Annotated in this window: 21 protein-coding genes and 1 tRNA gene; 12 read left to right on the forward strand and 10 right to left on the reverse strand. The window is 61.9% G+C overall.

What is annotated here, in order from left to right:
- Positions 1-7 precede the first annotated feature (7 nt).
- From G533_RS0104095 to G533_RS0104110, 4 genes are read left to right on the forward strand one after another with little or no spacing between them, the layout of a single operon-like run.
- A complete protein-coding gene (locus G533_RS0104095) occupies positions 8-1,867 on the forward strand; it encodes a DUF1302 domain-containing protein (RefSeq protein ID WP_027948864.1) in 1,860 nt (619 codons plus the stop codon).
- A gap of 24 nt (positions 1,868-1,891) precedes the next feature.
- Entirely contained in the window at positions 1,892-3,256 is a 1,365-nt protein-coding gene (locus G533_RS0104100; protein ID WP_027948865.1) for a DUF1329 domain-containing protein, read from the forward strand.
- A gap of 40 nt (positions 3,257-3,296) precedes the next feature.
- Entirely contained in the window at positions 3,297-4,406 is a 1,110-nt protein-coding gene (locus G533_RS0104105) for a WD40/YVTN/BNR-like repeat-containing protein (RefSeq protein WP_027948866.1), read from the forward strand.
- Positions 4,403-6,760, forward strand: a complete 2,358-nt coding sequence (locus G533_RS0104110; protein ID WP_205622536.1) for an efflux RND transporter permease subunit — start codon at positions 4,403-4,405, stop codon at positions 6,758-6,760. Before G533_RS0104105 ends, G533_RS0104110 begins: the two co-directional genes overlap by 4 nt.
- On the opposite strand, the gene G533_RS0104115 is transcribed toward G533_RS0104110, so the two are convergent.
- Genes G533_RS0104115 through G533_RS0104125 form a run of 3 tightly spaced genes read right to left on the reverse strand, consistent with a single transcriptional unit; the run spans position 6,750 to position 12,360 of the window.
- Positions 6,750-8,690, reverse strand: a complete 1,941-nt coding sequence (locus G533_RS0104115; protein ID WP_027948868.1) for an outer membrane protein assembly factor BamB family protein — start codon at positions 8,688-8,690, stop codon at positions 6,750-6,752. The genes G533_RS0104110 and G533_RS0104115 overlap by 11 nt on opposite strands.
- Positions 8,687-10,600 (reverse strand): pyrroloquinoline quinone-dependent dehydrogenase, encoded by a 1,914-nt coding sequence (locus G533_RS0104120; protein ID WP_240472362.1) that lies wholly within the window; start codon positions 10,598-10,600, stop codon positions 8,687-8,689. The genes G533_RS0104115 and G533_RS0104120 overlap by 4 nt, the downstream gene beginning before the upstream one ends.
- Positions 10,597-12,360 carry a lyase gene (locus G533_RS0104125; protein WP_027948870.1) on the reverse strand — a complete coding sequence of 588 codons (1,764 nt, stop codon included), beginning with the start codon at positions 12,358-12,360 and terminating at the stop codon, positions 10,597-10,599. Before G533_RS0104125 ends, G533_RS0104120 begins: the two co-directional genes overlap by 4 nt.
- Positions 12,361-12,542: 182 nt before the next feature.
- Between G533_RS0104125 and G533_RS0104130 the strand changes: the two genes are divergently transcribed.
- Positions 12,543-13,178: a DUF4136 domain-containing protein gene (locus tag G533_RS0104130; RefSeq protein ID WP_051229948.1), complete on the forward strand. Its 636-nt coding sequence runs from the start codon at positions 12,543-12,545 to the stop codon at positions 13,176-13,178.
- A gap of 23 nt (positions 13,179-13,201) precedes the next feature.
- Here G533_RS0104130 and G533_RS0104135 read toward each other — a convergent pair whose 3' ends face one another.
- From G533_RS0104135 to G533_RS0104155, 5 genes are all read right to left on the reverse strand, one after another.
- Positions 13,202-14,029, reverse strand: coding sequence for an HAD-IIB family hydrolase (locus G533_RS0104135; protein ID WP_027948872.1), 828 nt, complete (start codon positions 14,027-14,029; stop codon positions 13,202-13,204).
- A gap of 141 nt (positions 14,030-14,170) precedes the next feature.
- The gene (locus G533_RS0104140; RefSeq protein WP_027948873.1) at positions 14,171-14,803 is read right to left on the reverse strand and encodes a glutathione S-transferase family protein; all 633 of its coding nucleotides are present in this window, start codon (positions 14,801-14,803) and stop codon (positions 14,171-14,173) included.
- A 46-nt stretch (positions 14,804-14,849) separates the two neighbouring features.
- A complete protein-coding gene (locus tag G533_RS0104145) occupies positions 14,850-15,590 on the reverse strand; it encodes an SDR family NAD(P)-dependent oxidoreductase (protein WP_027948874.1) in 741 nt (246 codons plus the stop codon).
- Positions 15,580-15,984, reverse strand: coding sequence for an HIT family protein (locus tag G533_RS0104150; protein ID WP_027948875.1), 405 nt, complete (start codon positions 15,982-15,984; stop codon positions 15,580-15,582). The genes G533_RS0104145 and G533_RS0104150 overlap by 11 nt, the downstream gene beginning before the upstream one ends.
- On the reverse strand, positions 15,971-17,194 hold the full coding sequence (locus G533_RS0104155; RefSeq protein WP_027948876.1) for an acyl-CoA dehydrogenase family protein: 1,224 nt from the start codon (positions 17,192-17,194) through the stop codon (positions 15,971-15,973). Before G533_RS0104155 ends, G533_RS0104150 begins: the two co-directional genes overlap by 14 nt.
- Positions 17,195-17,433: 239 nt before the next feature.
- Here G533_RS0104155 and G533_RS20465 point away from each other — a divergent pair, with 239 nt between their 5' ends.
- From G533_RS20465 to G533_RS0104190, 7 genes are all read left to right on the forward strand, one after another.
- Positions 17,434-18,132, forward strand: coding sequence for a methylamine utilization protein (locus G533_RS20465; RefSeq protein WP_051229949.1), 699 nt, complete (start codon positions 17,434-17,436; stop codon positions 18,130-18,132).
- Positions 18,122-20,476, forward strand: coding sequence for a putative bifunctional diguanylate cyclase/phosphodiesterase (locus G533_RS0104165; protein ID WP_027948877.1), 2,355 nt, complete (start codon positions 18,122-18,124; stop codon positions 20,474-20,476). Before G533_RS20465 ends, G533_RS0104165 begins: the two co-directional genes overlap by 11 nt.
- Complete coding sequence (locus tag G533_RS0104170) at positions 20,469-21,293, forward strand: DUF3034 family protein (RefSeq protein ID WP_205622537.1); 825 nt, start codon at positions 20,469-20,471, stop codon at positions 21,291-21,293. The genes G533_RS0104165 and G533_RS0104170 overlap by 8 nt, the downstream gene beginning before the upstream one ends.
- A 9-nt stretch (positions 21,294-21,302) precedes the next feature.
- Positions 21,303-21,731: a group I truncated hemoglobin gene (locus G533_RS0104175; protein WP_027948879.1), complete on the forward strand. Its 429-nt coding sequence runs from the start codon at positions 21,303-21,305 to the stop codon at positions 21,729-21,731.
- A gap of 111 nt (positions 21,732-21,842) precedes the next feature.
- Positions 21,843-22,214: a hypothetical protein gene (locus G533_RS20470; protein ID WP_051229950.1), complete on the forward strand. Its 372-nt coding sequence runs from the start codon at positions 21,843-21,845 to the stop codon at positions 22,212-22,214.
- A gap of 99 nt (positions 22,215-22,313) precedes the next feature.
- Entirely contained in the window at positions 22,314-22,724 is a 411-nt protein-coding gene (locus tag G533_RS0104185) for a hypothetical protein (protein ID WP_051229951.1), read from the forward strand.
- A gap of 148 nt (positions 22,725-22,872) precedes the next feature.
- A tRNA-Arg gene (locus tag G533_RS0104190) sits at positions 22,873-22,949 on the forward strand.
- A 20-nt stretch (positions 22,950-22,969) separates the two neighbouring features.
- Here G533_RS0104190 and G533_RS0104195 read toward each other — a convergent pair.
- Both G533_RS0104195 and G533_RS0104200 read right to left on the reverse strand, forming a co-directional pair.
- Positions 22,970-24,133, reverse strand: a complete 1,164-nt coding sequence (locus G533_RS0104195; protein ID WP_027948881.1) for a tyrosine-type recombinase/integrase — start codon at positions 24,131-24,133, stop codon at positions 22,970-22,972.
- Between the two features lie 221 nt (positions 24,134-24,354).
- Complete coding sequence (locus tag G533_RS0104200; RefSeq protein ID WP_027948882.1) at positions 24,355-25,221, reverse strand: phage integrase N-terminal domain-containing protein; 867 nt, start codon at positions 25,219-25,221, stop codon at positions 24,355-24,357.
- Positions 25,222-25,606: the final 385 nt, after the last annotated feature.

Here is a 25,606-nt window from a genome sequence, read left to right on the forward strand (position 1 = left end):
GCTGATTGTGAAAAGACAGCCTGGATGCTCAAATGGGCACCGCAAGTCCACTTTGATCCTCGCCCTGGCGGCTGCCGGCATGGCACTGCCCGCAGCGGCGCAAACCTTCCAGTTGGGCCCGTTCGAAGGCAATTTTTCCTCGAATATATCCATCGGCGCCAGCTGGCGCACGGAGGCGCCCAACCTCGGTGTGTTGTCCCCCGGGAACACAGACGGCAAGGGGCGCGCGTCTTCCAGCACGGCGGATGACGGCAACCTCAACTACGACCGGGGCGATATGTACTCGCTGCAGGTGCGGGGTATTCACGACCTGGAACTGGCGGCGGACAACTACGGCTTTTTTACCCGGCTCAAGTACTGGTACGACCACGAGGTGGGCACCAGCGACGTACCGCATGGCCATGCAGCCAACGGTTACACTCCCAATCGCAAACTGGACACTTCGGATTTCGAGCCTCTGGCGCAATACAGCGGCATTGAGTTCCTCGACTACTACGTCTACGGCAGCTTTGAAGTGGGTGACAGCCCGCTGGAGCTGCGCGCGGGTAACATGGTGCTGAGCTGGGGCGAGAGCACTTTCATCCAGAACGGGGTGAACGTGATCAACCCCTTCGACGTCACCGCGTTGCGCAAGCCGGGTTCCGAGATCAAGGAAGCCCTGCTGCCGGTCGGCATGCTGTATGCGAACTATGGCGTTACCTACGACCTCAGTGTGGAGGGCTTTGTGCAGTATGACTGGCAGCGCACCATCCTCGATGAGTGCGGCACCTACTGGAATTCAGCCGACCCCTACGGTGGTGGCTGTGACTACCTCACCATCTCCAACGCCATCCCGGATGGCGAAGCAGAGGCGGCGGGCCTGACCCTGCCACGGGGTGCCGATGTCGAGGCGTCGGATTCCGGTCAGTGGGGCCTGGCACTGCGCTATTACGTTGAGGAACTGAATGGTACCGAGTTCGGTCTGTACTATATGAATTATCACAGCCGCACTCCGATTTTCAGCGCCACCAATGCGACACAGAGTTTCGGTCTGCCAGTAAACTTCGGCGCGAACCCCGAGTACTTCTTCGAGTTCCCCGAGGATATTGAGCTCTGGGGCGCCACTTTTGCCACTAACGTGGGCGAATGGGCGGTATCGGGCGAGCTCAGCTACCGGCCTGACTTCCCCCTGCAGATCAACACCACTGATTTGTTGCAGGCGGTGGCGCTGGGTACCGCTGCGGAATGGTCGCGCATGTTGTCACGCTCGCTGGAGCAGGGGCCGGGTGGTTACCTGGCCGGCTATGACGATGTGTCCTATACCCAGTTCCAGATGACCTTCATCAAGTTCTTCGAGCAGGTGTTGGGTGCACAGCGGCTGTCCTTTGCCAGTGAAGTGGGTGCCGTGTGGTTGAGCGGCATGGATGACAGCATCAATTACGGTCGCTCGCCCAACTACGGGGTGGGTGATTTCGAGCCGTTCAACAGCAACTTTGCCCTGTGGCCGGGCTCTCCTGTTGCCTGTGATTCGCACCCGGCGGCAGAAGCCTTCGCTGGTATTAGTCCCAACAGTAACGGCGATTACTGCACCAATGATGGCTTCACTGACGACTTCTCCTGGGGCTACCGGGTGCGCGCCGGGCTGGAATACACCGACGTGCTGGCGGGTATCAACCTGACGCCCAATATGGCATGGTCGCACGATGTGAAGGGTACATCGCCGGCACCCAACTTTGTCGAAGACCGCATTGCGCTCAGCGTTGGTGTCACGGCGGATTACCTCAACGTGTACCGCGCCGATCTGTCCTACACCAGTTATTTCGGGGCAGACTACGATGAGTTGAAGGACCGCGACTTTGTTTCCTTGAGCTTCTCGGTGGCGTTCTAGCATTCACGATAAAAGGAGTTACACATGAATAAGAGATTGATCGCCGTGGGTTTGGCGTCGCTGCTCGGCATGAGCGGCAGCCTCGCGCTGGCCAAGGTCAGCCCTGAACAGGCGGCGCGTCTGGGCAGCGATGAGCTGACGCCGATGGGCGCTGAGCGCGCCGGCAATGCAGACGGCACCATTCCGCGCTGGGAGGGCGGTTATCAGGACCTGCCGGCCGGTTACACCGAGGGCGAGCGCCTGGTGGACCCCTTCAGCGCAGACGAGCCGCTGTTTACGATCACTGCGGAGAACGTCGAGCAGTACGCGGACAAACTGTCGCCGGGCCAGGTGGCGATGTTCCGGCGCTACCCCGACACCTATCAGATGCCGGTGTACCCCACCCGGCGCAGTGCGCGCCTGCCCGAGAGCGAGTACGACCTGATCAAGGAATGGGCCACCAAAACCGATCTGGTAGCGGGTGGCAATGGCCTGGTGGATTTCAAGGCCAACGTGCCGTTCCCCATTCCTCAAACGGGCATTGAGGTGATCTGGAATCACATCACCCGTTACCGCACCCCGCTGGGTGTGAAGCGGCGCTACATCCAGGCCCCTGTGCAGGCCAATGGCGCCTTCGCGCCGGTGCTGTTCGAGGAGGAGGCGATCTTCGCCAACCGCTTCCCTGAGAACCCCAATCCCAACCGCCTGTTCGTGTTCCTGCAGCGCATCCTCGCGCCAGCGCGCCTGGAGGGCGACGTGCTGCTGGTGCACGAAAACGTGGACCAGGTGAAAGAGCCACGCTCTGCATGGGTCTACAACGCCGGCCAACGACGTGTACGGCGCGCGCCGAACATCGCCTACGATGGCCCCGGCGTAGCCTCTGACGGCCTGCGCACCGCGGACGACCTCGACCTCTTCAACGGCGCCCCGGATCGCTACAACTGGGAGTTGGTGGGCAAGCGCGAGCTTTACATTCCGTACAACGCCTACGCGCTGCGTCGCGGTGACCTCGCCTACACCGATATCATCAAGCCGGGGCACATGGACCCGCAGTATCTGCGTTACGAACTGCACCGGGTGTGGGTCGTCGAGGCGACTTTGAAAGACGACGCCCGCCACATTTACGCCCGCCGCACATTCTATGTCGACGAGGACACCTGGCAGATCGCCGTGGTGGACCATTACGACGGCCGCGGAGAACTGTGGAAAATGAAAGAAGGCCATATGGTCATGCACTACCAGGTGGCCGTGCCCTGGCTGGCGGCGGAATCCCTGCACGACCTGATCTCGGGCCGTTACGTGGTGATCGGCCTCGACAACGAAGAGCGTGGTTACCAGTACGACTTCGACTATGTGGGTGATTTCGAGGACTTCACGCCGGCGGCGTTGCGTCGCGCCGGTCGCCGTTAGGTAGCCCGCGGTGCATTGCAGAGGAATCGCGGTGGGGCGTGTGAGCCCCATCGTCTGGCTGCTGGGCCTGCTGGTCTGTGCCCTGCCCGCACAAGCAGCGGTCGAGTTCGCGTTCATGCCGGCAGTGCGCATGGACGACCCGCAACACGCACAGCTACTCGATATCGCACGCGCCGGTGAGCGGCTGGTGGCTGTGGGTGAGCGCGGTGTGATCGTGCTCAGCGATGATCACGGCCAGACCTGGCGTCAGGCGGACGTGCCGGTCAGTACCACCCTCACGGCGGTGAACTTCCCGCAGCCCGATGTCGGCTGGGCGGTGGGCCATTCCGGCGCCATCCTGCATACGGCGGACGCCGGAGCAAGCTGGTCGCTGCAGTTTGATGGGCGCGACGCCAACCGCCAGTACCTGGCGTGGGCGCAGTCCCGCGTGGAGGCGCTGGAAGAGGTGGTCGCCGCCAACGAGGGCCCGGAGCAGCAGGAGGCGCTTGAGTACGCCCTGGATGATGCCATGTTCGCGGTGGACGACGCCACGGACGCGATTGAAACCGGGCCGGCTGATCCCTTTCTCGATGTGCTCTTCATCGATGCCAACACCGGGTTCGCGGTCGGCGCCTATGGCATGCTGTACCGCACGGACAACGCCGGCACCGATTGGCGTATCGCCATCGACGGCGTGGCCAACCCCGACCGTTTCCACTACTACGCCATGGCCACGGGTGTCGATGGACGCCTGTATCTAAGCGGTGAAGCGGGTCTGCTCTACTACTCTGCAGACACGGGACAGAGCTGGGTTCGCATTGAAGACCTCTACGACGGCTCCCTGTTCGGTAGCGTAGAGGGCGAGGACGCGGTATTCGCCTTCGGTTTGCGCGGCCATATTTTCCTGTCACCGGACGGTGGTGAGAGTTGGCGCGAGCTCGAGAACGACGAGCGCACCAGCCTTTACGGCGGCGTGGCGTTGACCGACGGGCGTGCGCTGATGGTGGGGTCGGGTGGCCTGGTGTTGGCTATTGACGCCGAGGGTAACCGGCAAGCCTGGCGACACCCCTCACGCGCCAGCCTGTCTTCTGCGGTGCAGGCGGCGAACGGTGATATCTGGCTGGTCGGCATGAAAGGCCTGATGGCTTTGAGCGAGGCAAAACCCCTGTGACTGATCACGAAAGCACAACGATCGAGCCTGAAGACGGTCGCCTGCGGCCCCTGTTGGGCACGCTGCTGATGCGAGCCCGGCTGCCGCTGATTCTGCTGTTTGCGGTGGCGACGGCCTTTTTTGCCTGGCAGGCCAGCCAGCTGCAGCCGGATGCCAGTTTCGAAAAGATGCTGCCCACCTCCCACCCCTATATCCAGAACTTCCTCAAGCGTCAGGATGAACTGAAAGGCCTGGGCAACTCGGTGCGTATTATCGTCGAGAGCCGCGAGGGAGATATCTTTACCGCGGAGTTTCAGGACCTGCTGAAACAGATCACCGATGAGGTGTTCTACGTGAACGGCGTGGATCGTTCCGCATTGCAGTCACTGTGGACGCCGAATACGCGCTGGATGGAGGTGACAGAGGAGGGCTTTGTTGGCGGCGCGGTAATACCGGACGATTATGACGGCAGCGAGCGCACGCTGGCCAAATTGCGTGAGAACGTGCTCAAGTCCGGGCAGATCGGGCGCATCGTCGCCAACGATTTCCAGTCCACTATCATCGTTGCGCCACTGATTGAAATCGACCCGAACACCGGGGAGCGGCTGGATTACGCACAGTTCTCGCGTGACCTCGAGGAAATGGTGCGCGACAAGTATCAGTCCGATGATATCCGTATCCGCATTACCGGCTTTGCCAAGCTCATCGGCGACCTGATCGAAGGCGCCACCCTGGTTGGGCTTTTTTTCCTGGTCGCGTTTGCCATCACGGCCGTCATGCTGTTTTTGTATTCCCGCTGCGGCTGGCTGACCTCTGCGGCGTTGCTGTGCTCCACGGTCGCCGTGGTGTGGCAGATGGGGCTGCTGAAACTCATGGGCATGGGGTTGGATCCGTATTCCATGCTGGTGCCCTTCCTGGTGTTTGCGGTAGGTGTGAGCCACTCGGTACAGATCATCAACCGCTTTGGCACCTTCATCTATTTCAAGACATCGCGCATCGAAGCCGCCAGGCTGACGTTTATTCGCCTGTCCAAACCCGGTTTCGTTGCCCTGCTCAGCGACGGTGTAGGGTTCTTCACGTTGCGCGTCATCGACATTCCCGTGATTCAGGAACTGGCGGTTGTAGCCGCCACCGGCATCGCCGTTCTGGTACTGACCAACTTGCTGTTATTGCCGCTCGTGCTGACCTACACCGGCATCTCCGACCGTTGTGTCGGTTACCGTGCCACCAAGGAAAACAGCCGGTTCACCCACTGGCGGGTGCTCGCCAAGGTCACGCGCCGTGGTCCGGCAATGACCGTGTTGGGCATATGCACACTGCTGTTCGCGGGTGGCCTTTACTACGGGCAGCACCAGAAAATCGGTGACCTTGACCCGGGTGCGCCGGAGCTGCGCCCGGATTCACGCTACAACAAGGACAACGCCTTCCTCACGGCGAACTACAGCACCAGTACTGATGTGTTCGTGGTGATGGCCAGCACCGGCGAGCAGCAGTGTGGCAGTTACGAATTCATCTCGGCCGTGAATTATTTCCAGGGCGTGATGGAAACGGTGCCCGGCGTACAGTCGGCCATGTCGCTGGTGGATGTGTCGAAGCTCTCTATCCAGGGTATGAACGAGGGCAGCCCCAAGTGGCACGAGACCAGCCGCAACCGCTATATCCTCAATAACTCCCTGAGCAGCGCGCCGAACATGCTGCGCAACACCAATTGCTCCATGGCACCGGTCATTCTGTTCCTGGATGACCACAAGGCGGATACGCTGGACGGTGTTGTGGCGGCGGTGACCGAGTTTGCCGATGAACACAACAGTGAGACGTTGCAGTTCGAGTTGGCAGCGGGCAATGCCGGGGTCGAGGCGGCCACCAATATCGTGATCCGCGAGGCGCAAACCAAAATGCTGCTGTGGGTCTACGGTGTGGTGATTGCGCTGTGCCTGATCAACTTCCGGTCGCTGCGTATCACCACCTGTATCATCGTGCCGCTGATGCTGACCTCGGTGCTGGGGCAAGCGCTGATGGCCGCCCTGGGAATTGGGGTGAAAGTGGCGACCCTGCCGGTTATCGCGCTGGGCGTGGGTATCGGTGTTGACTACGGCATCTACATCTACTCTTCGCTGCAGAGTTATCTGCGCAGCGGGGAAACGCTGGAAAACGCCTACTTCTACGCCTTGAAGTCCAGCGGCACCGCGGTGGCCTTCACTGGCCTGACTCTGGCAGTGGGTGTGGGCACCTGGATGTTCTCGCCGATCAAGTTCCAGGCGGACATGGGCCTGATGCTCACGTTCATGTTTTTCTGGAACATGATCGGTGCGCTCCTGTTCCTGCCCGCCCTGGCCTGGCTGCTTTCCCCGCGTGAGAAAGCGGCTAGCGCGTAACGCGGTACGCCAGCAGCACATTACCTGGCAGCTGGCCGAACATGCTGTAACCTGACAGCACGTAGAGCCAGCCGTCGTTCACCACTTGCCCGCTCACGTCGATGGCGCCGCCATGGCCGTCCACACCGTTGTTGCCGCGGAAGGGCACGGCGGTTGCGGCTTCCCACAGTACCTCGCCATTGCGAATATCAAACGCCCGCATGCGTCCGTCGAGTCCGCCACTGAAGGCCAGTTGCGGCGTCACCGTGGTGGCAGCCGACAGGCCGTAGTAGTAGGAGCAGCGGTATTGTTCCTCGAGGGGCTGGCCGCCGCCGGCCCGTACTTGAGCCAGCCCCACCAGCGGAGCGTGTTCCATGGGAAAGTCGCAATCCCGGGTAACCGGGTGTTCCCAGAGCGGGGTGCCGCTGGTGGCATCCAGCGCATACAGCCCGGGTGCGGGTGTATAACCCGGTATGTCGCGCTCGGGGTCGGCGACGGGCACAATCAGCCGGTTGCCGGCAAGCCCCATGCCCCAGTGCACACCGCCGTTGGTGCTGCCCTGGCTGACACGTGTTTGCCAGACCAGTGCACCGTTGGCAGCGGGGTCGAGCGCATGCACCATGCCGGATTTCTGGCCCGCGAGCAGCAACTGACGGCCATCGGCCGCCTCGCTGATGATGATGGAGGCCCCGAAGTCGAAGTCGGGCCCCGGCTGGCTGGGACAATTGGCACCTGCATTCTGGCAAGCTGCATTCCACACGTCGTCCACAGTGGCTTGATAGCGCCACACGGGTGCCCCGCTGTCGAGGTCCAGTGCAACGATGGCGTCGCTGGTGTCGGTTGCGGGTCGCGACAGGTTTTGCCCGGTACCGACGTACAGGCGGTTGCGCGCAGCGTCAATGGCCGGCGTTGTCCACACGGACGCCCCCGAAGGGCCGTACCAGGCGCTGCCGTCCGCCCTGTGGCCCTGCAGCCTGGCATCCGGCGTTGCGTGCCAGGCCCAGAGTTGTTCTCCGCTCGCGGCGTCCAGCGCGATCACGCCACCGTGTGACCGGCAGCAAGCGTGGCCGGGTCCCCCGGCAACGGCAACCTCATAGGACGACACCGGCACGTACAAACGGCCTGCATGGTAGCTGATGGATCCCGTAACCACAGAGCTCTCGAACAGCTTCGCCGGGGCCTGCCACACGGTTTCCAGCGAGTTCGGGTCAAGCGCGAACACGTTGGCCAGAGAGTCGGCGAATACCAGCAGCGGTGTGCCTGTGGCACGCTCTGCCACGGTGATGGCCGAGCGCACGCCAGCCATGATTTCCCGGTGCCGGTGAACGCAGCCGCGCTCACGGTCCAGTGCATAGAGCATCCCGGCACGATCACCCACATAGAGTGTGTCACCAATCAGCGCGGGTTGTGAGCGCATGTCGGTAACACGGGGCAGCGCTAGGCTCCAGGCGAGTTCCAGTGAGTCCACATTGTCGCGGTTGATACCCGCGGCGGCGGTGGGTACGAAGCGTCGGTTGTGCAGCCCCAGCCCCCAGTTAGCCAGCCGGATTGCTCCGCCGGTCATCGGGCTGTCACAGGATGCATCGGCCAGCCAGTCGTAGACGCCTTCGGCGGAGTCCGTAAGGTGCAGGGCGATCAGGCGACGCTCTTGCTGACTGAGGTGTGCGGCCATAGGTTGCATCTTGCCGAACTCGAGGGCGACCATGATCGCTTCGCGAGACTGGTTTCCCAGCGCCTGGCGGGTGGGTGCCTTCATCGCCGGATTATCGTGGCAGCCCGCGCAGTGCGTGTCGTAGAGCTTGCCGCCGAACCAGGCCAGCGGCAGCTTGTCTGCGTGGCGCATCACCCATGCCTCGCCGGCCTGCACGGGGTCGCGAAAAAAGCCCTCACTGGCAAGCCAGTAGCCCAGGGGCAGCAGCAACAGCAGCGGCAACAAAAAGCGTTTTTTCATGGCGGAAGTCCGAATGCGTAGAGGTAGTCGCCGCTGCCGCGGTTGAACATGTGGTGGCCGCCGGCATTGATGACCACATACTGGCGGCCACGGTAGCGGTAGGTCATGGGTGTGGCGGTGGCATCCACGGGCAGCGTGTAGCGCCAGAGTGTCGCGCCCGTGTTCACGTCAAAGGCGCGGAACTGGCGATCCATGGTGGCCGCGATAAAGAACAGCCCGCCAGCGGTTGCAATGCCACCCCCCAGATTGGGTGTCCCCCACTCAATGTGGAAAGGTGCTGTTACTGGGCCCATTTCGTGTACGGAGCCCAGCGCTGTCTCCCACAGAATGCGGCCGGCGTAGAGGTCAACGGCGATCAGTTTGCCCCAGGGCGGCGGGTTGCAGGGCAAACCGAGGAAAGACTGCAGACTACCCAGCTCCGCTGCATAGGGTGTGCCCGCCATGACCACGCGAAACTGCTTGCCGGCCGAGGGCGGGCCGTTGCCGGCGGCGGGTTGCTCACCGAGTGGCACCAGGCGCCCGCTGAAGGCCACGTTGTTGACGTTCACCAACAACACGCCGCGCTCATCGAGCAGCGCACCGCCACCCCAGTTGGGCCCGCCCAGGCTGCCCGGATACATCAACGTGGGGGTTTCGCTGATCGGTGTGAACAGGCCCAGGTTGTGCAGGTTTGCCAGTTTCCGGCGGCAGTCGGCCCGATCCACTGGCGTGAGGCCCCAGGCGTCATGGGGCATAAGGAAGGAGTCCAGCAGCGGCGGTGGCGCGATGGGTTTGGGCTGCGTGAGGGCCGCGTGCTCTCCGGGAACCTGGGAGGGCGGAATGGGTTGCTCGGTGATCTCCCACAGCGACTCACCGGTAAGCCGATTGAGGATGAACACCAACCCCTGTTTGGTCAGCTGCACCAGTGCCGGAATGCTGTCACCGTTGCGCTGCCAGTTGAACAGGATGGGTTGGGCTGGCGTATCGTAGTCCCAGAGATCGTGGCGCACATGCTGGAAGTGCCAGCGTAGCTCGCCGGTATTCAGGTCCAGCGCCACGATGCTGTTGGCATAGCGGTTGTCGCCGGGGCGCTCGACACCGTAGTAGTCCGGGGAAGGGGAGCTGGTGGGCAGGAAGACCAGCGCGTGTTCGGTATCCACTGATAGCGGTGCCCAGACGTTGGCGCTGCCGCTGTCCGGGTGGCCCACCAAGGGGTCGAAGGTCCAGCGGGCTGAACCGTCGTGGGCATCCAGGGCCTGCACCACGCCGCGCGGCGTATGCGCCCGGGTAAAGTCGATCACGGTAGAGCCGGTGATCACTACGCCTCCTGCAACGACCGGCGCCGAAGAGTTGCTCACATCCCCGGGGGCATGGCCGCTCGCGCCGTACAGGGCGACACGGCCACCATTGCCAAATCCGCTGCAGGGTTGTCCATTCCTTGCGTCCAGCGCCCACAGGTGGCGGTCGTGCGTGGACAGGTATAACCGGTGTCGGCAGTGTGCGTTGGCAGGGCTTTGCGTGTCTTCGGCATACGCGACACCCCGGCAGCGGAAGGGGCGGTCACCGCCGCGGTTGATCTGCGGGTCAAAGCTCCAGCGCTGTGTGCCGTTGCCGGGGTCAAGGGCTATCACGCGATTGAATGGCGTGCAGTAAACGAGGCTGGCACCGGCCGCCTCCGGCAGCAGAATGGGCGTGGCCTGGGTGGACGTGTTGGCCATGTCCGCACCGTACTGCGCGCTGTCGCCGCTGCGGAATGTCCACGCCACTTCCAGCTCGGCCACATTGCCGGTATTGATGTCATCGGCCGGGCTGTAGTGGCGCCCCCCGGCATCGCCACCGTACACCGGCCAGTCGCTCGCCAGCGCCGCGCCGGCGGCCAGCGCCGCAAGCCACAGGCCCGCGCTGAGTGCAAGCACGCCGCTGTGTTTCACGGAGTCGGCGGCGTAATGCGCAGCAGTGTCGGCTGGCCACCTTCGGTCTGCCAGCTGGGAAAGTGGGAGTTGCTGGTGTACACCGCACCGTCCTTTTCGGACACCTCTACATCGCGAGTAAAAAAGCGTTGCCGGGGCATGGGGTAGACGCGCCAGTCCTCGGTGGCAATGTCAAAGCTGAGCAGGGTATCGGACTGATTGCCATTCACCCACACCACGCCGCGTTCGCGATCGACGTTCAGGGCGTAGGGAATTTCATTGCGTACCGGCAGGGGGTAGTCGCTGAACTCGCCGCTTTCTGGCGCATACTTGACCAGCAATGAGTCCTGGAACGCCACGATCCAGAGATTGCCCTCGGCATCCGCGCGCAGGCGGCGAGGGCCCGCGTAGGGAAACTCAATCATGCGCACTTCATCGGTCGCCGGGTCGATCACGGCCAGATCATTGGCGTACAGTCGGGCCACCCAGATCCGTCCGTCGGGTGCCACGTCAATGCCGTAGGGCATGGGTAATCCGGTGCCCTCTCTGTCCGGCGCCGGTTGTGGGCGATTCTCCGGATCAATGCTGAACATCAGCGGCAGGGACTTCAGCACCAGCCATTCCTTGATGCTGCGCGCCGGCAGGTCATACAACGTGAACTCACCGCTGGTGCGTTCGAACTTTGCCACCTGGGAGGAAAGCGCCAGGGTAAACCACACCCGGTCCTGCTCATCGATGCGTATGGTATGCGGGTAGTAGCCCGCGTCCATCTCGTGGATGGTGAAGGCTTTGGTGGTGGGGTTGAACTCCAGCAGCGCCTGCTGCATGGACGGGGTAATAAAGATATTGCCGTCCCGCGGTGACACCGCAAAGGAATGCACGCCCATGTAGTTGTACATTTTCGGGAATACGGTGAAACGGTTGCCGAGAATGCCGCCCACTTCGTCATCCGCGCGGTGGGGGACTTTGTACACTGTGTATTCGCCGCTCTCCGGGTCAACCTCGTAGAGACGGTCGAACAGGTTGTCCCCCACATACACCATGCCGTTGGGGTGCAGCAGGAAATCGTGCATCTGCGAGAAGCCATCGCCGATGGGCCACTCGGTCATGCTGACCTCGGCAAGGTGCGCGCCCCAGGCACGCGGTTCCGGTACGGTCTGCGGTTGCTCGCGCAGTGTCCGCAGCTCGCGCTGCAGGTGCTCGGCGATTGCCTGATGGTCCTCGGCGGGCAGCCGCGCGCCATAGCTGTTCATGCGCGCGAATACGGCCAGCCACTGCTCGACGGTGCGTTCGTTGCGCATGAAGGGCGAGGCCTGCTGGTGGCAGAACGCGCAGTTGAGCTGAAAGGTCTTCTTCAACTCGGCATCACCGCCAAACGTGAGCTGCGACAGCCAGACATTGGACGGGAAGCTGGCGATGTACTGCTCCGGCGTCATCTTTTGCAGCACGACGGTCGCACTGGCCGTGCCGGGGTCGGCGCTGGTGCTGGCATCCACGAAGCCCTGCGCGCGTACGCGAACCTGCCGCGCACTGTCGGCCTCCGGCAGCGAGGCAACGCCCTGTGCATCAGTGAACCGGGTGATGGTCACCGCCGCCGTGTTGGTGACGCCGTGGGGCGGGTAGCCATCGTCGCTCAGGTCCGCGGGCGGTGCCTCAAATGGGCTGGCCGTGACCATGGCCGTGGGCACCGCTGCGCCCTCGCGGTCGACGACCCGGATGTCGGTGGCGTGGCTGATGGCAGCACAGAGCAGCAGCAACACGGCAGGGACTGTTCTGATCATTATGTTTCTCCCTTTGCGTAGGCGCATGATAGCGCGCACGCCGGGTGAGCTGAAGTGGCAAGCGCAGTGCACTGCGCGGCCAGTTCGCCGTTCCCGGCAACGAGCGGGCAAATTGGCGCTATAACTCCCGCCACGCAGGCGCTACAATCCTGCTTCGTTCTGTAAACAGCACAGGGTTTCTCATGGCTACATCGTCGCTTCGCTCACGCATTCACACCTCCCTGGCCTCGATGGCCATTGTTCTGCTGGCCGCCTGTGCCAGTGCGCCGCCAACCCCTTCGGTGGACTACAACGCCGCGTACGACTTTGACGCCGTGAAGACGGTCGCCCTGTATCGCGCAGCGGAAACCGCGCCGGGTGAGGATCCGCTGAAAATGAGTGACATGACGCGCGATCGCATCGAGAGCGCGTTGAGAACCGCACTGTCTGAGCGCGGTTTCACGCTGGTCAATAGCGTAGAGGAGGCCGACCTGCTGCTGAGCTGGCACCTGGTGACTGAAGACAAGATGGATGTGCGCAGCTACGAGGTGCCTTCCGCCACGACCATGGGCATGTACGGCCCCGGCTTCTATCGCTACAACACCTACAGCATGTACAGCTGCTGGTCCTGCATGTCCAGCCGCACCGAAGTGTCTGTGCACGAGTACACCCAAGGCACCTTTGTGGTGGACATGATCGATCCCGAGCAGCAGCGCTCGGTTTGGCGCAGTGTAACGACCTCTAGGCTCAAGGGTGAGCTGGGGCGCGAACAAAGCAAGTATGATGAAGCCGCCAATCTGGTGCTGGGCTCATTCCCGCCCGGTAACAGCGCTCCCTGAGGCCCGGCAGGCCTGACCTGCCGCTAGGCAGGCAGGCCGAAGCGCTCGCGCAGGAAGCGGGCGATACCGTCCTCGTTGTGATGGCCGATAACCGCGCTCGCCGCGGCCTTCACGTAGGGTTTGGCGTTGTCCGGTGCGTAGCATTCATCGGCCAGGGCGAACATGCTGAGGTCGTTGTCGCTGTCACCAAAGCACAGCACCCGTTCTATACCCAGCTCACGCTTTAACACTTCCACGGCGTTGCCTTTGCTTGCATCGCTGTGATGAATGTCAATCCAGCTCAGTGCCGCTCCCTCCAGCGCGTCGCCGCTGTAGGCCACCAGGTTGGCTTCACCTTCGACCATGTCGGCGATGGCCTGAATGCGGGCCGGCGGGCCCAGCGCACTGATGTTGGTGATGTCCGCGTCGGCGGGCATGCGCTCTACCGGTAACACGTCCACTTCCGAGCGTTCCGCAAAGGTCTCCGACAGGCGTCTCTCCACGTCGTTGCGCAGCGGGGTATGGTAAATCGCGTGGTAGTTGCCGGGGGCGAGGGTGAAGATGAAAGGCGTGACGTCCTGCGCCGTAACGGCTTCCAGCACGTGCTGGATTTCGTGCTGGGTGAGAAAACTGGTGTGGCTGTAATCGGTGGCCGTAGGGCACCAGATCATGGCGCCGTTCTTGTAGATCTGCGGGAGCGCAAAGCCATGGCCATCAATGATAGTGCGAGATGCGTGCAGCGTGCGTCCGGTCGCCACGGTGTAGGCGATGTGCCGCTCCGTCAGCATCGCCAGTGTATCGCGGGTGTACGCACTGATGCCCGATTCGCTGTTGAGCAGCGTGCCGTCTAGATCAAAAACAACCAGTTCCACTGTCGGTCCTATCCGCCCTGAGGCTCAAGTTTCACAGGCGCGCAAGGATAGCCGTTTGCCGGCGTGAGGTCGAGAAAACCGCAGAACCCACCTCGACGCGATTGAGGCAGGCCGCGCGCTGCATCGGCCTGTCGCTCGGGCTTAGTGTGCAGGGCCGAAGGCGTAGGCGCCGCCCTGCTCAAGCGCGCGGTGGTAGGCGGGCCGCGCATGAATGCGGTTGCGAAAGGCCGCCAGGTTGGGGAACCGGTCCAGCGTGTGCAGTAGCGGCGCAACCTCCGCAACGAACGACATCTGCACATCGGCGCCGGAAAAACTGTCGTTGACCAGCCAGCTTTTGCCTTCAAGCGCGCTGTCGATATAGCCCAGATGACGGTTCAGTTCATCGGTAATACGGGGCTGCAGTTCGGCACCCTGGTCGGGCAGCCGTGAGGTGTACATGCGCAGCATGAGCGGCAGCATGGCGCTGCCTTCAACGTAGTGCAGCCATTGCAGGTAGTCTTCGTGCGCATCGCTGTCGGGGGCGGGCAGCAAGCGGCCGTTACCGTGCCGGCGCAGGATGTAGTCGATAATGGCACCCGACTCCATGATTATCCGGTCGCCATCAGCAAGCAGGGGAGACTTGCCCAGCGGGTGCAGCGCTTCCAGCGCCGGCGGCGCCAGGTTGCTTTCCGGGTCGCGCGTGTAGTGCACAACCTTGTAGGGTAACTCCAGCTCTTCCAGCAGCCAGAGCACACGTTGTGAGCGGGAGTTGTTGAGGTGGTGAACAGTCAGCATGGCGGGCTCCGTGAGTGATGTTATCTGGCGACCAGCCTAGCACGGGTTACCAGTCGATGGGCTTGTTGTCCCAGTCGAGGTAGACGAGGGTGCCGTCGGCGCGGGCCTGATTCATGGTGCTAAGCAAACGCCTGGCGACGAAATCGGCGCTGAATAGCTTGTCCGCCGGCACACGCGCCTGAAAGGGCTGTGACAGGGGCGTGTCAGTGGTGCCAGGGTGAAAGGCGATCAATTTGCTGCCCGGCGCGCGGCGCGCCAGCTCCACCGCGGCGGTTTTCAGCAGCATGTTGAGCGCCGCCTTGGAGGCGCGGTAACTGTACCAGCCGCCCAGCTGGTTGTCGGTAATGCTGCCCACGCGGGCACTGAGTACCGCGATCCGGCAGTCCTGCTTGCGTGCCAGTTTGCCGACGATGGCCTGCAGCCAAAGCAGTGGTGTGATGGCGTTCGCCTGCAGCACCGTCTGCATCCAGTCGGCATCCAGCTGCTCCAGAGACTTCTCCGGTCCATGCTCGGCATCGTGCAGGATGCCACTGCAGATCACCACGTGCGAAAGCTGCGGTACCTCCGAGGCAATCTGCTCCCCGCTCGCCTTGATGGCCGACGGAGAGCCGTCGCAGGTCAGCCAGCGCAATCCGGGTTGCTGCGCGAGGTCAGGCGGCGCTGTTGCCGCGCGGCTGATGCCCAGCACGCTGTGAAATTGCTGTTCCTCGAGCAGGTGGCGTATTACCGCGCTGCCAATACCGCCGCTGGCGCCGATGACCAGCGCCTGTTGCTGATCAGTTGTCATGTATGAGCGCCTTCCTGATGGCGGCGATCTCTCCTTCGGGCCACACTGCACCGACGGGTAGATTGCCCCAGACGGGCTGTGGCCAGCAGGGGTCGTCGGGGCGGCGGCCAACGATGTGCAGATGCAGTTGCGGTACAAGGTTGCCCAGCGCGCCAAAATTCACTTTTGGGTAGGCATGCGCCTGCTTCAGCCATTGGCTGATGCGCTGGCAATCCCGCATGACCAGAGCCAGGGCATCGCCGGGCATATCCAGCAGGTCGATGGCCTCGGTGTCGGGCACGAGTAGCAGCCAGTGCAGGCTGGCGTTGCGCGACAGCAGTAGACGGCCGGAGGCAAGCGCACCGAGGTCGTGACAGTCCGCTTGCAGTTGCGGGTGCAGCTCAGGCGCCGACATAGCGCTTGATTACCATTTTGCCCAGTGCCATCTGGTGCACCTGGTCCGGGCCATCGGCCTGCCGGCACCAGCGCGCATAATTGAAAGCATCCGCCATGCAGTAGTCTTCAGTGAGCCCGCCGGCGCCGTGGATCTGCATGCAGCGGTCGATCACGTTCTGCATCAGCAAGGGCACCGTGCTTTTCGCTGCCGCAATGTAGTCGAGAGCGCCCTGCGGGGTCAGCTCGTCCATCTTGGCGCAGGTTTTCAGCAACAGCAGACGCCCCATCTCTATTTCGGAAAAACAGCGCGACAGATCCTCCCGCACGGATTGATGCTGGCTCAGTTTGCGCCCGAAGGTGGTGCGGCTCTCGGCACGTGCGCAGGCGAGTTCCAGCGAGCGCTGCGCGGCACCGATCAGGCGCATGCAGTGGTGAATACGACCCGGCCCGAGCCGGCCCTGGGCAATTTCAAAGCCGCGCCCCGGCCCGAGCAACATGTTCTCAGCGGGTACCCGCACGTTCTCGAACAGCACCTCGGCGTGGCCCAGCGGCGCATCGTCATAACCCAGCGTGGTCAGCGGCCGCACCAGGGTGACGCCGGGCGTATCGCGCGGCACCAGTATCTGGCTCTGCTGCAGATGACGATTGGGGTTCTCGGGGTCGGACTTGCCCATGACGATGAAGATTTGCGTACGCTCATACATGGCGCTGGTGATGAACCATTTGCGGCCGTTCAGCACCCAGTGGTCATCCTCCTGTTCAATGCGCAGTTCCACGTTGGTGGCGTCGGATGAAGCGACCTGGGGTTCGGTCATGGCGTAGGAGGAGCGTATCTCGCCGGCCAGCAGCGGGCGCAGCCAGCGTTCCTGCTGCTCCGGGCTGCCGTAGCGCATGAGCACTTCCATGTTGCCGGTATCCGGCGCATTGCAGTTGAACACCTCCGGCGACCACAGCACACGACCCATGAGCTCCGCCAGGGGGGCATAGTCGAAGTTACTGAAACCATCGTGATCGCAGTATTCCGCCTCATGCGGCGAGATAAACAGGTTCCAGAGCCCGGCGGCCTTTGCTTTGGCTTTCAGTTCATCCATCACCGGCAAGGCGGCAAAACGGGACGGGGAGGCATGCAGCTCGTCGGTGTAGCGCTGCTCGTTGGGGTAGATATGTTCGTCCATAAAGGCCTGCAGCTGTTCCTGGTAGGCGTTGGATTGCGCGCTGAAACTGTACATGTGTGTCTCCATGCGGGTGGCAAAGGGCTCAAGTGTAGCGTTCCCCCCCGGTTTCGCAAACCGCATTTGTCTTCATTGGACCCGGCCGACACGGCGTGTTCAAGTCAGCGACTGAAGGTCTTGCCCGGTCGAGGGAGTCGGTTTACCGTGACGCTCTATTGCCACAGTGGACGTGTGCTTGTGCCCGCCGGGGCAGGTATTTTCCCGCTTCAGCCCGCGAAGGTGCCCGGGAATGCGTTATGCTTTGGCAGGTCAACGTTTTGGGGTTGCGCAGTATGTATGGTCGATTGAAGACGCTGGGTGGCCTTGCGGCAGGGCTGCTGCTGTTAGCAGGCGATGCTTCTGCGGGTGAATTGCAGGTACGCCTGACGGGCAGCGATGGTAACCCGGTGCCGTTTGCGGTGTTGACCGTGCCCGGCGCTGAGGCGGCGCAGCCTGCGCCACAGGCAGGTGCAACGGTAGATCAGCGTGAGCGTCGCTTTGACCCACTGGTAACCACCATTACCCCCGGCTCTGAGGTGACGTTTCCCAACAGCGATGATACGCGTCACCACGTGTATTCGTTTTCGCCGGGGAACACGTTTGAACTCAAGCTGTTTCGCGCCAATGACGCGCCGCCCGTGGCCTTCAATGCGCCCGGTGTGGTGACGCTGGGCTGTAACATCCACGACAGCATGAAGGCCTACCTGTACGTCAGCGAGAACCCGAGTGCGGCGGTGTCCGATGTGCGTGGCGTTGCCAATCTGCGTTGGCAGGGTGTCGCCACCGAGGTAGAGGTGTGGCACCCGCAGCTGCCCGAGCCGTTGCGCTTCCCGCTGCCGGTCGCCGGCGGTGAGCTTGCCCTTGATCTGCCACTGGCCTGGCAGGACCCGCAGGGAAGCAAGACAGACTCTGAGCTGGAAAACATGCTGAAACGATTCACCCGCGATGCGAATTAGCTTTCGCAACAAGCTGCTGTTGTTTATCGGTGGCCTGTTGGCGGTAACGCTGGCGAGCAGCCTGCTCGCCGTGTTGCGGGCGTCCAACACAGCGGTAGAGACGATCGTACGTGACGAGCTGGAAGTGGTGGAACGCGTCTTCCGCTCGCTGCTGGAGGTTGATCGTGAACAACTGCGTGGCCGCGCGCAGGTGCTGGCAGGCGATTTTGCCTTCAAACGCGCCATCGCCACCGGTGAGCAGGCCACCATGCTCAGCGTGCTGGCGAACCACGGCGAGCGTATCGCCGCGGATTTCGTGGTCATGCTCTCGCGCGATGGCGATATCCTGCTCAGCACGCATGAGCTCGAGCGCCTGCCGCAAAGTGCCGCCAGCGCGTTGCGCAGTGAGAAAGCCAGCGGCACGGCAATTCTCGCCCTGTTCAACGAACAGCCGTTCCAGCTGGTACTGGTGCCGGTGTTTGCACCTGATCTGATGGGATGGGTGGGGCTGGGGACGGCGGTGGATGACTCCATGCTGCAAGACCTGCGCGCCCTCACCAATGCCGAAATTACCCTGCTGGCGCAGAGCGATACGCATGGCCCCCGTGTGCTGCACTCTACGCTGCCTGCGAACCTGAGCGCGGGCCTGCACGCCGGTGCGCAACCCGGGGGAACCGAAAAGGGCGCGGTCGCTACACGGGCCGATGGTCGCTGGGTAACCCGCGAAGTTCTGTTGCTGGACGAAGACGGTCAGCGCCTTTCGGCATTGCTTTCGCAGTCATTGCAGCAGGCGCTGCAGAGTTACCGACCTTTGCGTCAGCAAATGATCCTGATCGGGTTTGTTGCCCTGCTACTCGCGGTGCTGACGGCACTGGTCATTGCCCGGGGCGTTACGCAGCCAATCTACGCGTTGGTGCGCGCGGCCCGGCGCATAGCCGACGGCAACTACACGCACCGCATCGACCTGAAATCCGGGGCGGAGTTCGGCACGCTGGCCGATACCCTGAACCTGATGCAGGACACGGTATCCGAGCGGGAGGCGCGCATTCGCTATCAGGCGCAGCATGACATGCTGACGCGCCTGCCCAACCGCAGCCATATCACCGGCACCTTCAACAACCGTATGGCGGAGCCAACAGCCGCGGCGAATTATGCAATGGCCCTGCTGGAGCTGGGTAATCTGCGCGAGTTGACCGACCTCTACGGCAGCGACTTCAGCGACCAGGCGCTGCAGGCCGTGGCGGGCCGGGTGACGGAAAGCCTGCGCCGGGGTGACATGGCTGCCCGCGTAGCAGACTCCCAGATTCTGCTGTTCTTCGACGCCCTGAGCCGAGCCGACGTGGACGTGGTGCTGGACAAGCTGCGCGCCGATTTTGCCGCACCGTTGTCGATAGAGGGTATTCCTGTGCGCATCGAGCCACTGCTGGGATTCGTGTTCGCCCCGCAACACGGGCAGGACTTCGAGGAGCTACTGCGTCGCGCCCAGATTGCGCTCGGTAACGCGCGCTCAACCAAGCATGGTTACTCGTTCTATGAAATCGGCCAGGATGAGAATCACCTGCGCCAGATCACGCTGGCCCATCGTTTGCAGGCAGCGGTGGAAGCGGAGAGCTTCCGCATGGTCTATCAGCCCAAGTACGATCTGGCGGACCACCGGGTGCTGGAAGTAGAGGCTCTCATGCGCTGGAACGATTCGGAACTGGGAGAGGTATACCCGGACGAGTTCATCCCGGTGGCGGAGCAAACCGGGATCATCACGGATATCAGCATGATCGTTCTGCGCTTGGTGTTGCGCCAGCTGCAGGACTGGGAGCGCGCGGGGCTTGAAGTGACCGTGTGCATCAACCTGTCCGGGGCGGACATTCTGCAGCTAGATTTCGTGCGTCACGCCATCGACCTGTTGGCAAGCTCGGGGCTGGACAGCAGCGCCGTGGTGTTCGAGATTACCGAAACCATGATGATGGCCGACATGGATCTGGCGCTGGCGAACATTCGGGAGTTTGAAAAAGTGGGTATCCGATTGGCCATTGATGATTTCGGTACCGGGTTTTCATCCCTCGCACAGCTGAAAACACTGCCGGTACAGGAACTGAAAATCGACAAGAGCCTGGTATTGCAGCTTGATCTGGATGCGGACGACCAGCAGATCGTGCGCTCCACGATCGAGATGGCGCACTACCTGGGGCTCAAGGTGGTCGCAGAGGGTGTGGAGAACATCGCCTCCCTGCGCCTGCTGCAGGCCATGGGTTGCGACGCCGTGCAGGGCTACTACATTGCGCGCCCCATGCCGGCGCCCGAGCTCGCGGCGTGGCTGGAGGACCTGCCGCCTCCGGTACTTGCCATCGCAGGTGATCCCCATGTGTAGCTGGCGGGCGGGCATCGCGATACTGGTGCTTTTGCTGCCTTTGGCGGTGCAGGCTGACAGCCGGCTGCTTGCCACCGGAGGAGCCAGTAGTATTGAAGGCCAGGCCGGCGGTGGCATTGCCCCCTGGGCCGTGATCAGTGGTTACGGCGATGTTGGCGAGTGGGGCGGTGCGTTGGGGGTTGGCAGGGTAAGCGTGAACGATTTCCAGCTTGATGTGCAGAGCGTTAGCGTGGGCCTGGAGAACACGCTGGAGTTCAGCGTAGGTCGCCAGGATCTTGAGGTTGCCCCCCTGGGCCTGAATATCCGCCAGGACGTGTTCGGGGTGAAGGCGCGCCTGGCCGGCGACCTCATTTATGGCGCCATGCCGCAGCTCACTGCGGGCCTGCAGTACAAGCGCAACCGCGACATGGCCGTGCCATCGGCGTTAGGGGCAGCACGCGACAGTGGCACAGACCTGTATCTCGCGGCGGGCAAACTCTGGCTCAACGGCGTACTGGGGCGCAACGTGTTTGCCAACGGCACACTGCGCTGGACCGCCGCGCACCAGACGGGGCTGCTCGGGTTTGACGAACAGCGCGAGTTGGTGGCAGAGGGTAGTGTGGGTGTGTTCCTCAACCGGCATTGGGTGATCGGTGCGGAATACCGGCAGAAGCCCGACCAGCTGCAGAGTGTTACCGAGGATGACTGGGCCGATGTGTTTGTTGGCTGGTTTCCCAACAAGCGCTTCGCCGCGGTATTCGCGTGGACGGAGCTGGGTGATATCGCGGGGCTTGCAAGCCAGAGCGGTTGGTACCTGTCGCTTCAGTTGAGTCAATAGGTGTTTGTCATGCGGCGTTTCTGGTATCTCCCCTTGTGGCTCACATTACTGGTGACCGGGTGTGCGGGGCAGGCGGAACGAGGCGACTCGCTGTACGCACAGCTCGGTGGTGAGGCGGGCGTCGACCGCATCGTTGCCGGTTTGCTCTGGGAGATTGCCGAAGACAGTGACACCCGCGCACTCTTTGTCGACACCGATATCGAACGCTTTCGCAATAAACTCGCCGAGCAGCTTTGCGCGGTGGCCGATGGCCCCTGTGTGTACAGCGGGGACAGCATGCGGGAAACCCACCGCCATCTGCAGGTCACGTCCGCACAGTTCAACCGCCTGGTGAGTAGCCTCATACGCGTAATGGAACAGGAACAGATACCGGTTGGTCCGCAGAATGCCTTGCTGCAGCGACTGGCTGTGATGCACGGTGATATTGTTGCCGACTGACTGCAGGCTCCATGCTACGCGGTCGCACAGCTTTACTCTGTAGCGCTAGCTGTGTAGTCTCATGGTGTCCTGTGCGGACGCGACAACACAACCAAATCAAGGGGTGAGTGTATGAAAACACAAAAAGTAGCGGGTGCCGTACTGGCAACGATGATGGTTTTTGGCCTTTCTGCCTGCAGCAAGGAAGACGCGGAGAGCGTTAGCGAGTCGGCTTCCAATGCCATGAGCACGGTAGCGGACAAAGCTGAAGAGGCGGGTAACGCAGTAGCTGATGCAACGGGTGATGCCATGGATGACGCCGGCGACGCAATCGACGACGCCATGCACGATGGCAGTCAAATGGGCGAAGACGCCATGCACGATGCGGAACAAGCCGCTGAAGACATGCAGCACGAAGCGGGCCAGGCCATGGACGATGCCAAAGACAAGGCAGGCGAAATGGCCGAAGACGCTGACAAGGCTGTCCAAGACGCCATGAAGTAAGCTGTAACAAGGGCGACCCTCTGCGCGTTGGTCACGAATGACTAACGCTGCTCAGTGGGTCGCTCTGCTTTCCCTGCCTGCGGATGCCCGGAGACGACCATGCTTGTTCGTTCGATTTGTGTATCAAGTGCTCTGTGCATGGTGCTTGCTGCACCCGTATCCTGGGGCGACAAAACTACCGCTGAGAGCGGTTGGCTAAAACTGGTGAAAGGCCACCTGGACGCCGAATCCGGCATCAGTGTGGACAGCGTGGAGCCCGGGACTGTGCCCGGCGAGCGCAAGGTAACCCTGATTATTCCCAAAACCCACGCGGCGTTCGACCCGGGCGCACTGGAAGAAGTGCGAGTGGTTGGTCGCCGTCCCGAGCCGGTCGATATTCTGCCCGACTTTCGTTACGAATGGGTAGCGGACTACGACAACGACAATTACGGTCTTGTTATTCACCTGAAAGACGACGGCAGCCTGCCGCTGCGTCTCTACATGGAATCCGACACCGGCTTCATTCGCTGAAGTGGCAGACGGTGCTGGTAACGCCTCACTGGGTAACATCCTTTGGCACGTGCGGCGCATTGCAGGGTGATGTGTTGGCAGAAACCGATTTTTGCCGGCGAAGGGCTTGACGAAGGAGCCTCTGATACCTATAGTACCGCCCCTCAACGCGCCTGTAGCTCAGCTGGATAGAGTACCTGGCTACGAACCAGGCGGTCGCACGTTCGAATCGTGCCAGGCGCGCCAATTCCGTAAGGGTCTGCAGCTTAGCAGCCACTAACCTTCCCGCGCATTTCCGGCAGTTTTCCGACACTTTCCTCCTTCTGCCGCTTTATCACTGTCAGGGTGGGCGATTGCGCGCGCCCACGATCGGTCACCTTCTCCGCGGCATCCAGCAGTTCGCCGAGTTCGGCTGCCGAGTAGTGGGTGGTGATATCACCACTGGCATGCCCCAGCAGCGCCTTGCGTGTTTCCAGTGGAACCGCCGCGCCTCGCAGCCTTCGGCCGAACGTATGGCGCAAATTGTGAACGCCTTTGAGTATGGTGCTGTCCGTCGGTAACCCGGCCTTCGTCCAGGCCCTGATCCACGCGCTGGTCCGTAACTTCCCGACCGGGTTGCCCCGATAGGTAAACACGAAGTCCTCGTGGATCCCCCGCCGTGAATCGACTACTGCCTTCGCGACCGTGTTGAGCACCACCACCCGCTCGGTACTGGTCTTGGTGATCGACTCGGGCAGGACAAAGGCGAAAGTGGATAGATCATCCAGTTTTACCTCCCATGCCCAGCGCAGCTGGCAGACCTCTTGTTCCCGGCATCCCGTATTGACCGCAAACATCGCGGCATCCGCCAGGTGGCGGGGGAGCCTTGAAAAAAGCCTGTCCTGTTCTTCCCACGACAAGGGGTACGGTCTTTTCTGGCACCCCTTGAGCGATAGCCGACTGAGTTTGGGCGGTGCCTGTTTTAGCCACGGCAGCCCTTGCTCATTTCGCCATACCCGCGCCGCGCGATTGAGAACTGCACTGGCTGTACCAATCGCATTGTTAATGGATTTCGGGGCCTTCCCCAGACGGAGCCGCTCATCCACGAATGGCTTTAAAGTGCCGTCGTGGACCTGCTCCAGGGGCAGTGCGCCGATATACACGAACAACTGGTCCAGATGTATCGCTATCGTTTCTGCCGATGACGACTGTGCAATATCTTCGAGGTATCGCAGTGCCGCTGCCTCGAAGGTATAAACCGCTGCGGCTTGTTGCTTTGCCTCCTCTTGAATCTCCGCCAGTCGACGGATCAGTTTTTGCTCTGCCTCAGTGCGGCCAGATACTCCTGTGCTTTCGCGGAGCCAGCCGCCGGGGGCGTACTGCGAGCGTTTTTCGATATGCCAGATCCCGTTTTTGAGGCGGAGCCCCGGCATTTTGTTGCGCTTTGACATAAATCGTCCTCCAGAATTGAGCCTAAAGGACGACGCCCGTTGCGTTGGATATAGTCCTCCGCCCAGGCGTCGATTTCAAGTCTGTCGAAGAGAATGGTTTGTTGTCCCAGGGAAACCTCAGACAGGGCAGGGCGCACCACGCGATTAAAAGTATTCTTGTTGATCCCGAGGTAGGCCGGGGCATCGCGGAGTCGGATCAGGCGGGGTTGGATCTGCATGCCCTATCTGCCTATGTACACAGCAGTTATCTGGGCTCTGACATGGCCTATTTCAGCACTGATGGTCAGGCGGGCCTGCTGGTCGACCTGACGCTGTGACCCGGTTAATTGCTCTTTGGCGGGCCCGCCCGCATGGGGGCAGGGCCAACCTGTGAGTTCCCGGTACCGCTGCTGGGCATAGGCATGGCGCAGGCCGTGCATTTTGGATAAGCCGGCGTTGGCGGTGTGGCGTTCGTAGATCCTGAGCTGCTCGATGTATTGCCGGCCCCGGGGGATCAGCGAGCCGAAACCGGCCAGCCGCTTGGCCTGTTCCAGCAGGGCGCGTTGTTCCAGGGTGCGGATGGGGACGGTGCGTTCCCGTCCGCCCTTGGTCCAACTGGCCTTGAGGTGCAGGTGATCACCCCGGTCTGCCCAGCGGGGCTGGATCTTCAGGGCTTCCTCCCGTCGAAGCCCGAAGGCCTGTTGCAGGCGCAGGCTCATCCTCACATATTCATCTTTCACCAGGGCGAGTTGGTCCCTTTTCAGGTCCTTGGCCTTGCTGGTGCCGGATACGAACTGCCGGTCCGGTATGCCATAAAAGTCGTTGGAGCTGGCAACCACGGCCCGCTTGTTAACCTTCTCGGCCCACCAGCGTAAACAGCTCATCCGGTTCTTGATGGTGCCGGGTGAAAGGTTCTGTTTCAGCCACTCGTCCACCAGGGCCTGGACATGCTTTTGTTTGAGGGAGGAGGCCTTCAATTGCCGGAAGCCCAGCTCGTGCAACTGGTTGGCGATTGCGCTCAACTGGCGCTCACGGCCTACGCGGGTTTCGAAGCTGCCTTCATGGCTGTGTTTGCACAAGAGTTTCAGTTGGTAGTTCAGGTCTCGCATAGTGTTGTTTCCATCGGTGAGTGTTTCTGATCACCTGGCAACAATGCTGCGCAGGTCCGACGAGCGGTACGATCACGGGACACCAATCCCGGTTGACCTGAATGTGTCTGGCCATAGACAGCACGGTGTGTTTTCGCAAGAAAACTGGCCCGTGCAAACCAACGGTCATCCAGCCAAAGGCTGGTGGTGGATTTCTCCTTTTTAAGTTGAGCAGAGCGCACTGACCGCCAGTGCGTTTGCGTGGTTGAAGAAACTGTCTTTCAGGCCGGCATATATGCCCGGCCATCCACAGCGCTTATGGAACCGATCCCCGTACCAGGCGGGAGGGATTTGAAGGTGCGGTACCCAGACGAAGCGGCACTGCGATAGTTCGAAGAGGGACCCG

The organism is Haliea salexigens DSM 19537 (assembly GCF_000423125.1).
Lineage (GTDB): Bacteria > Pseudomonadota > Gammaproteobacteria > Pseudomonadales > Halieaceae > Haliea > Haliea salexigens.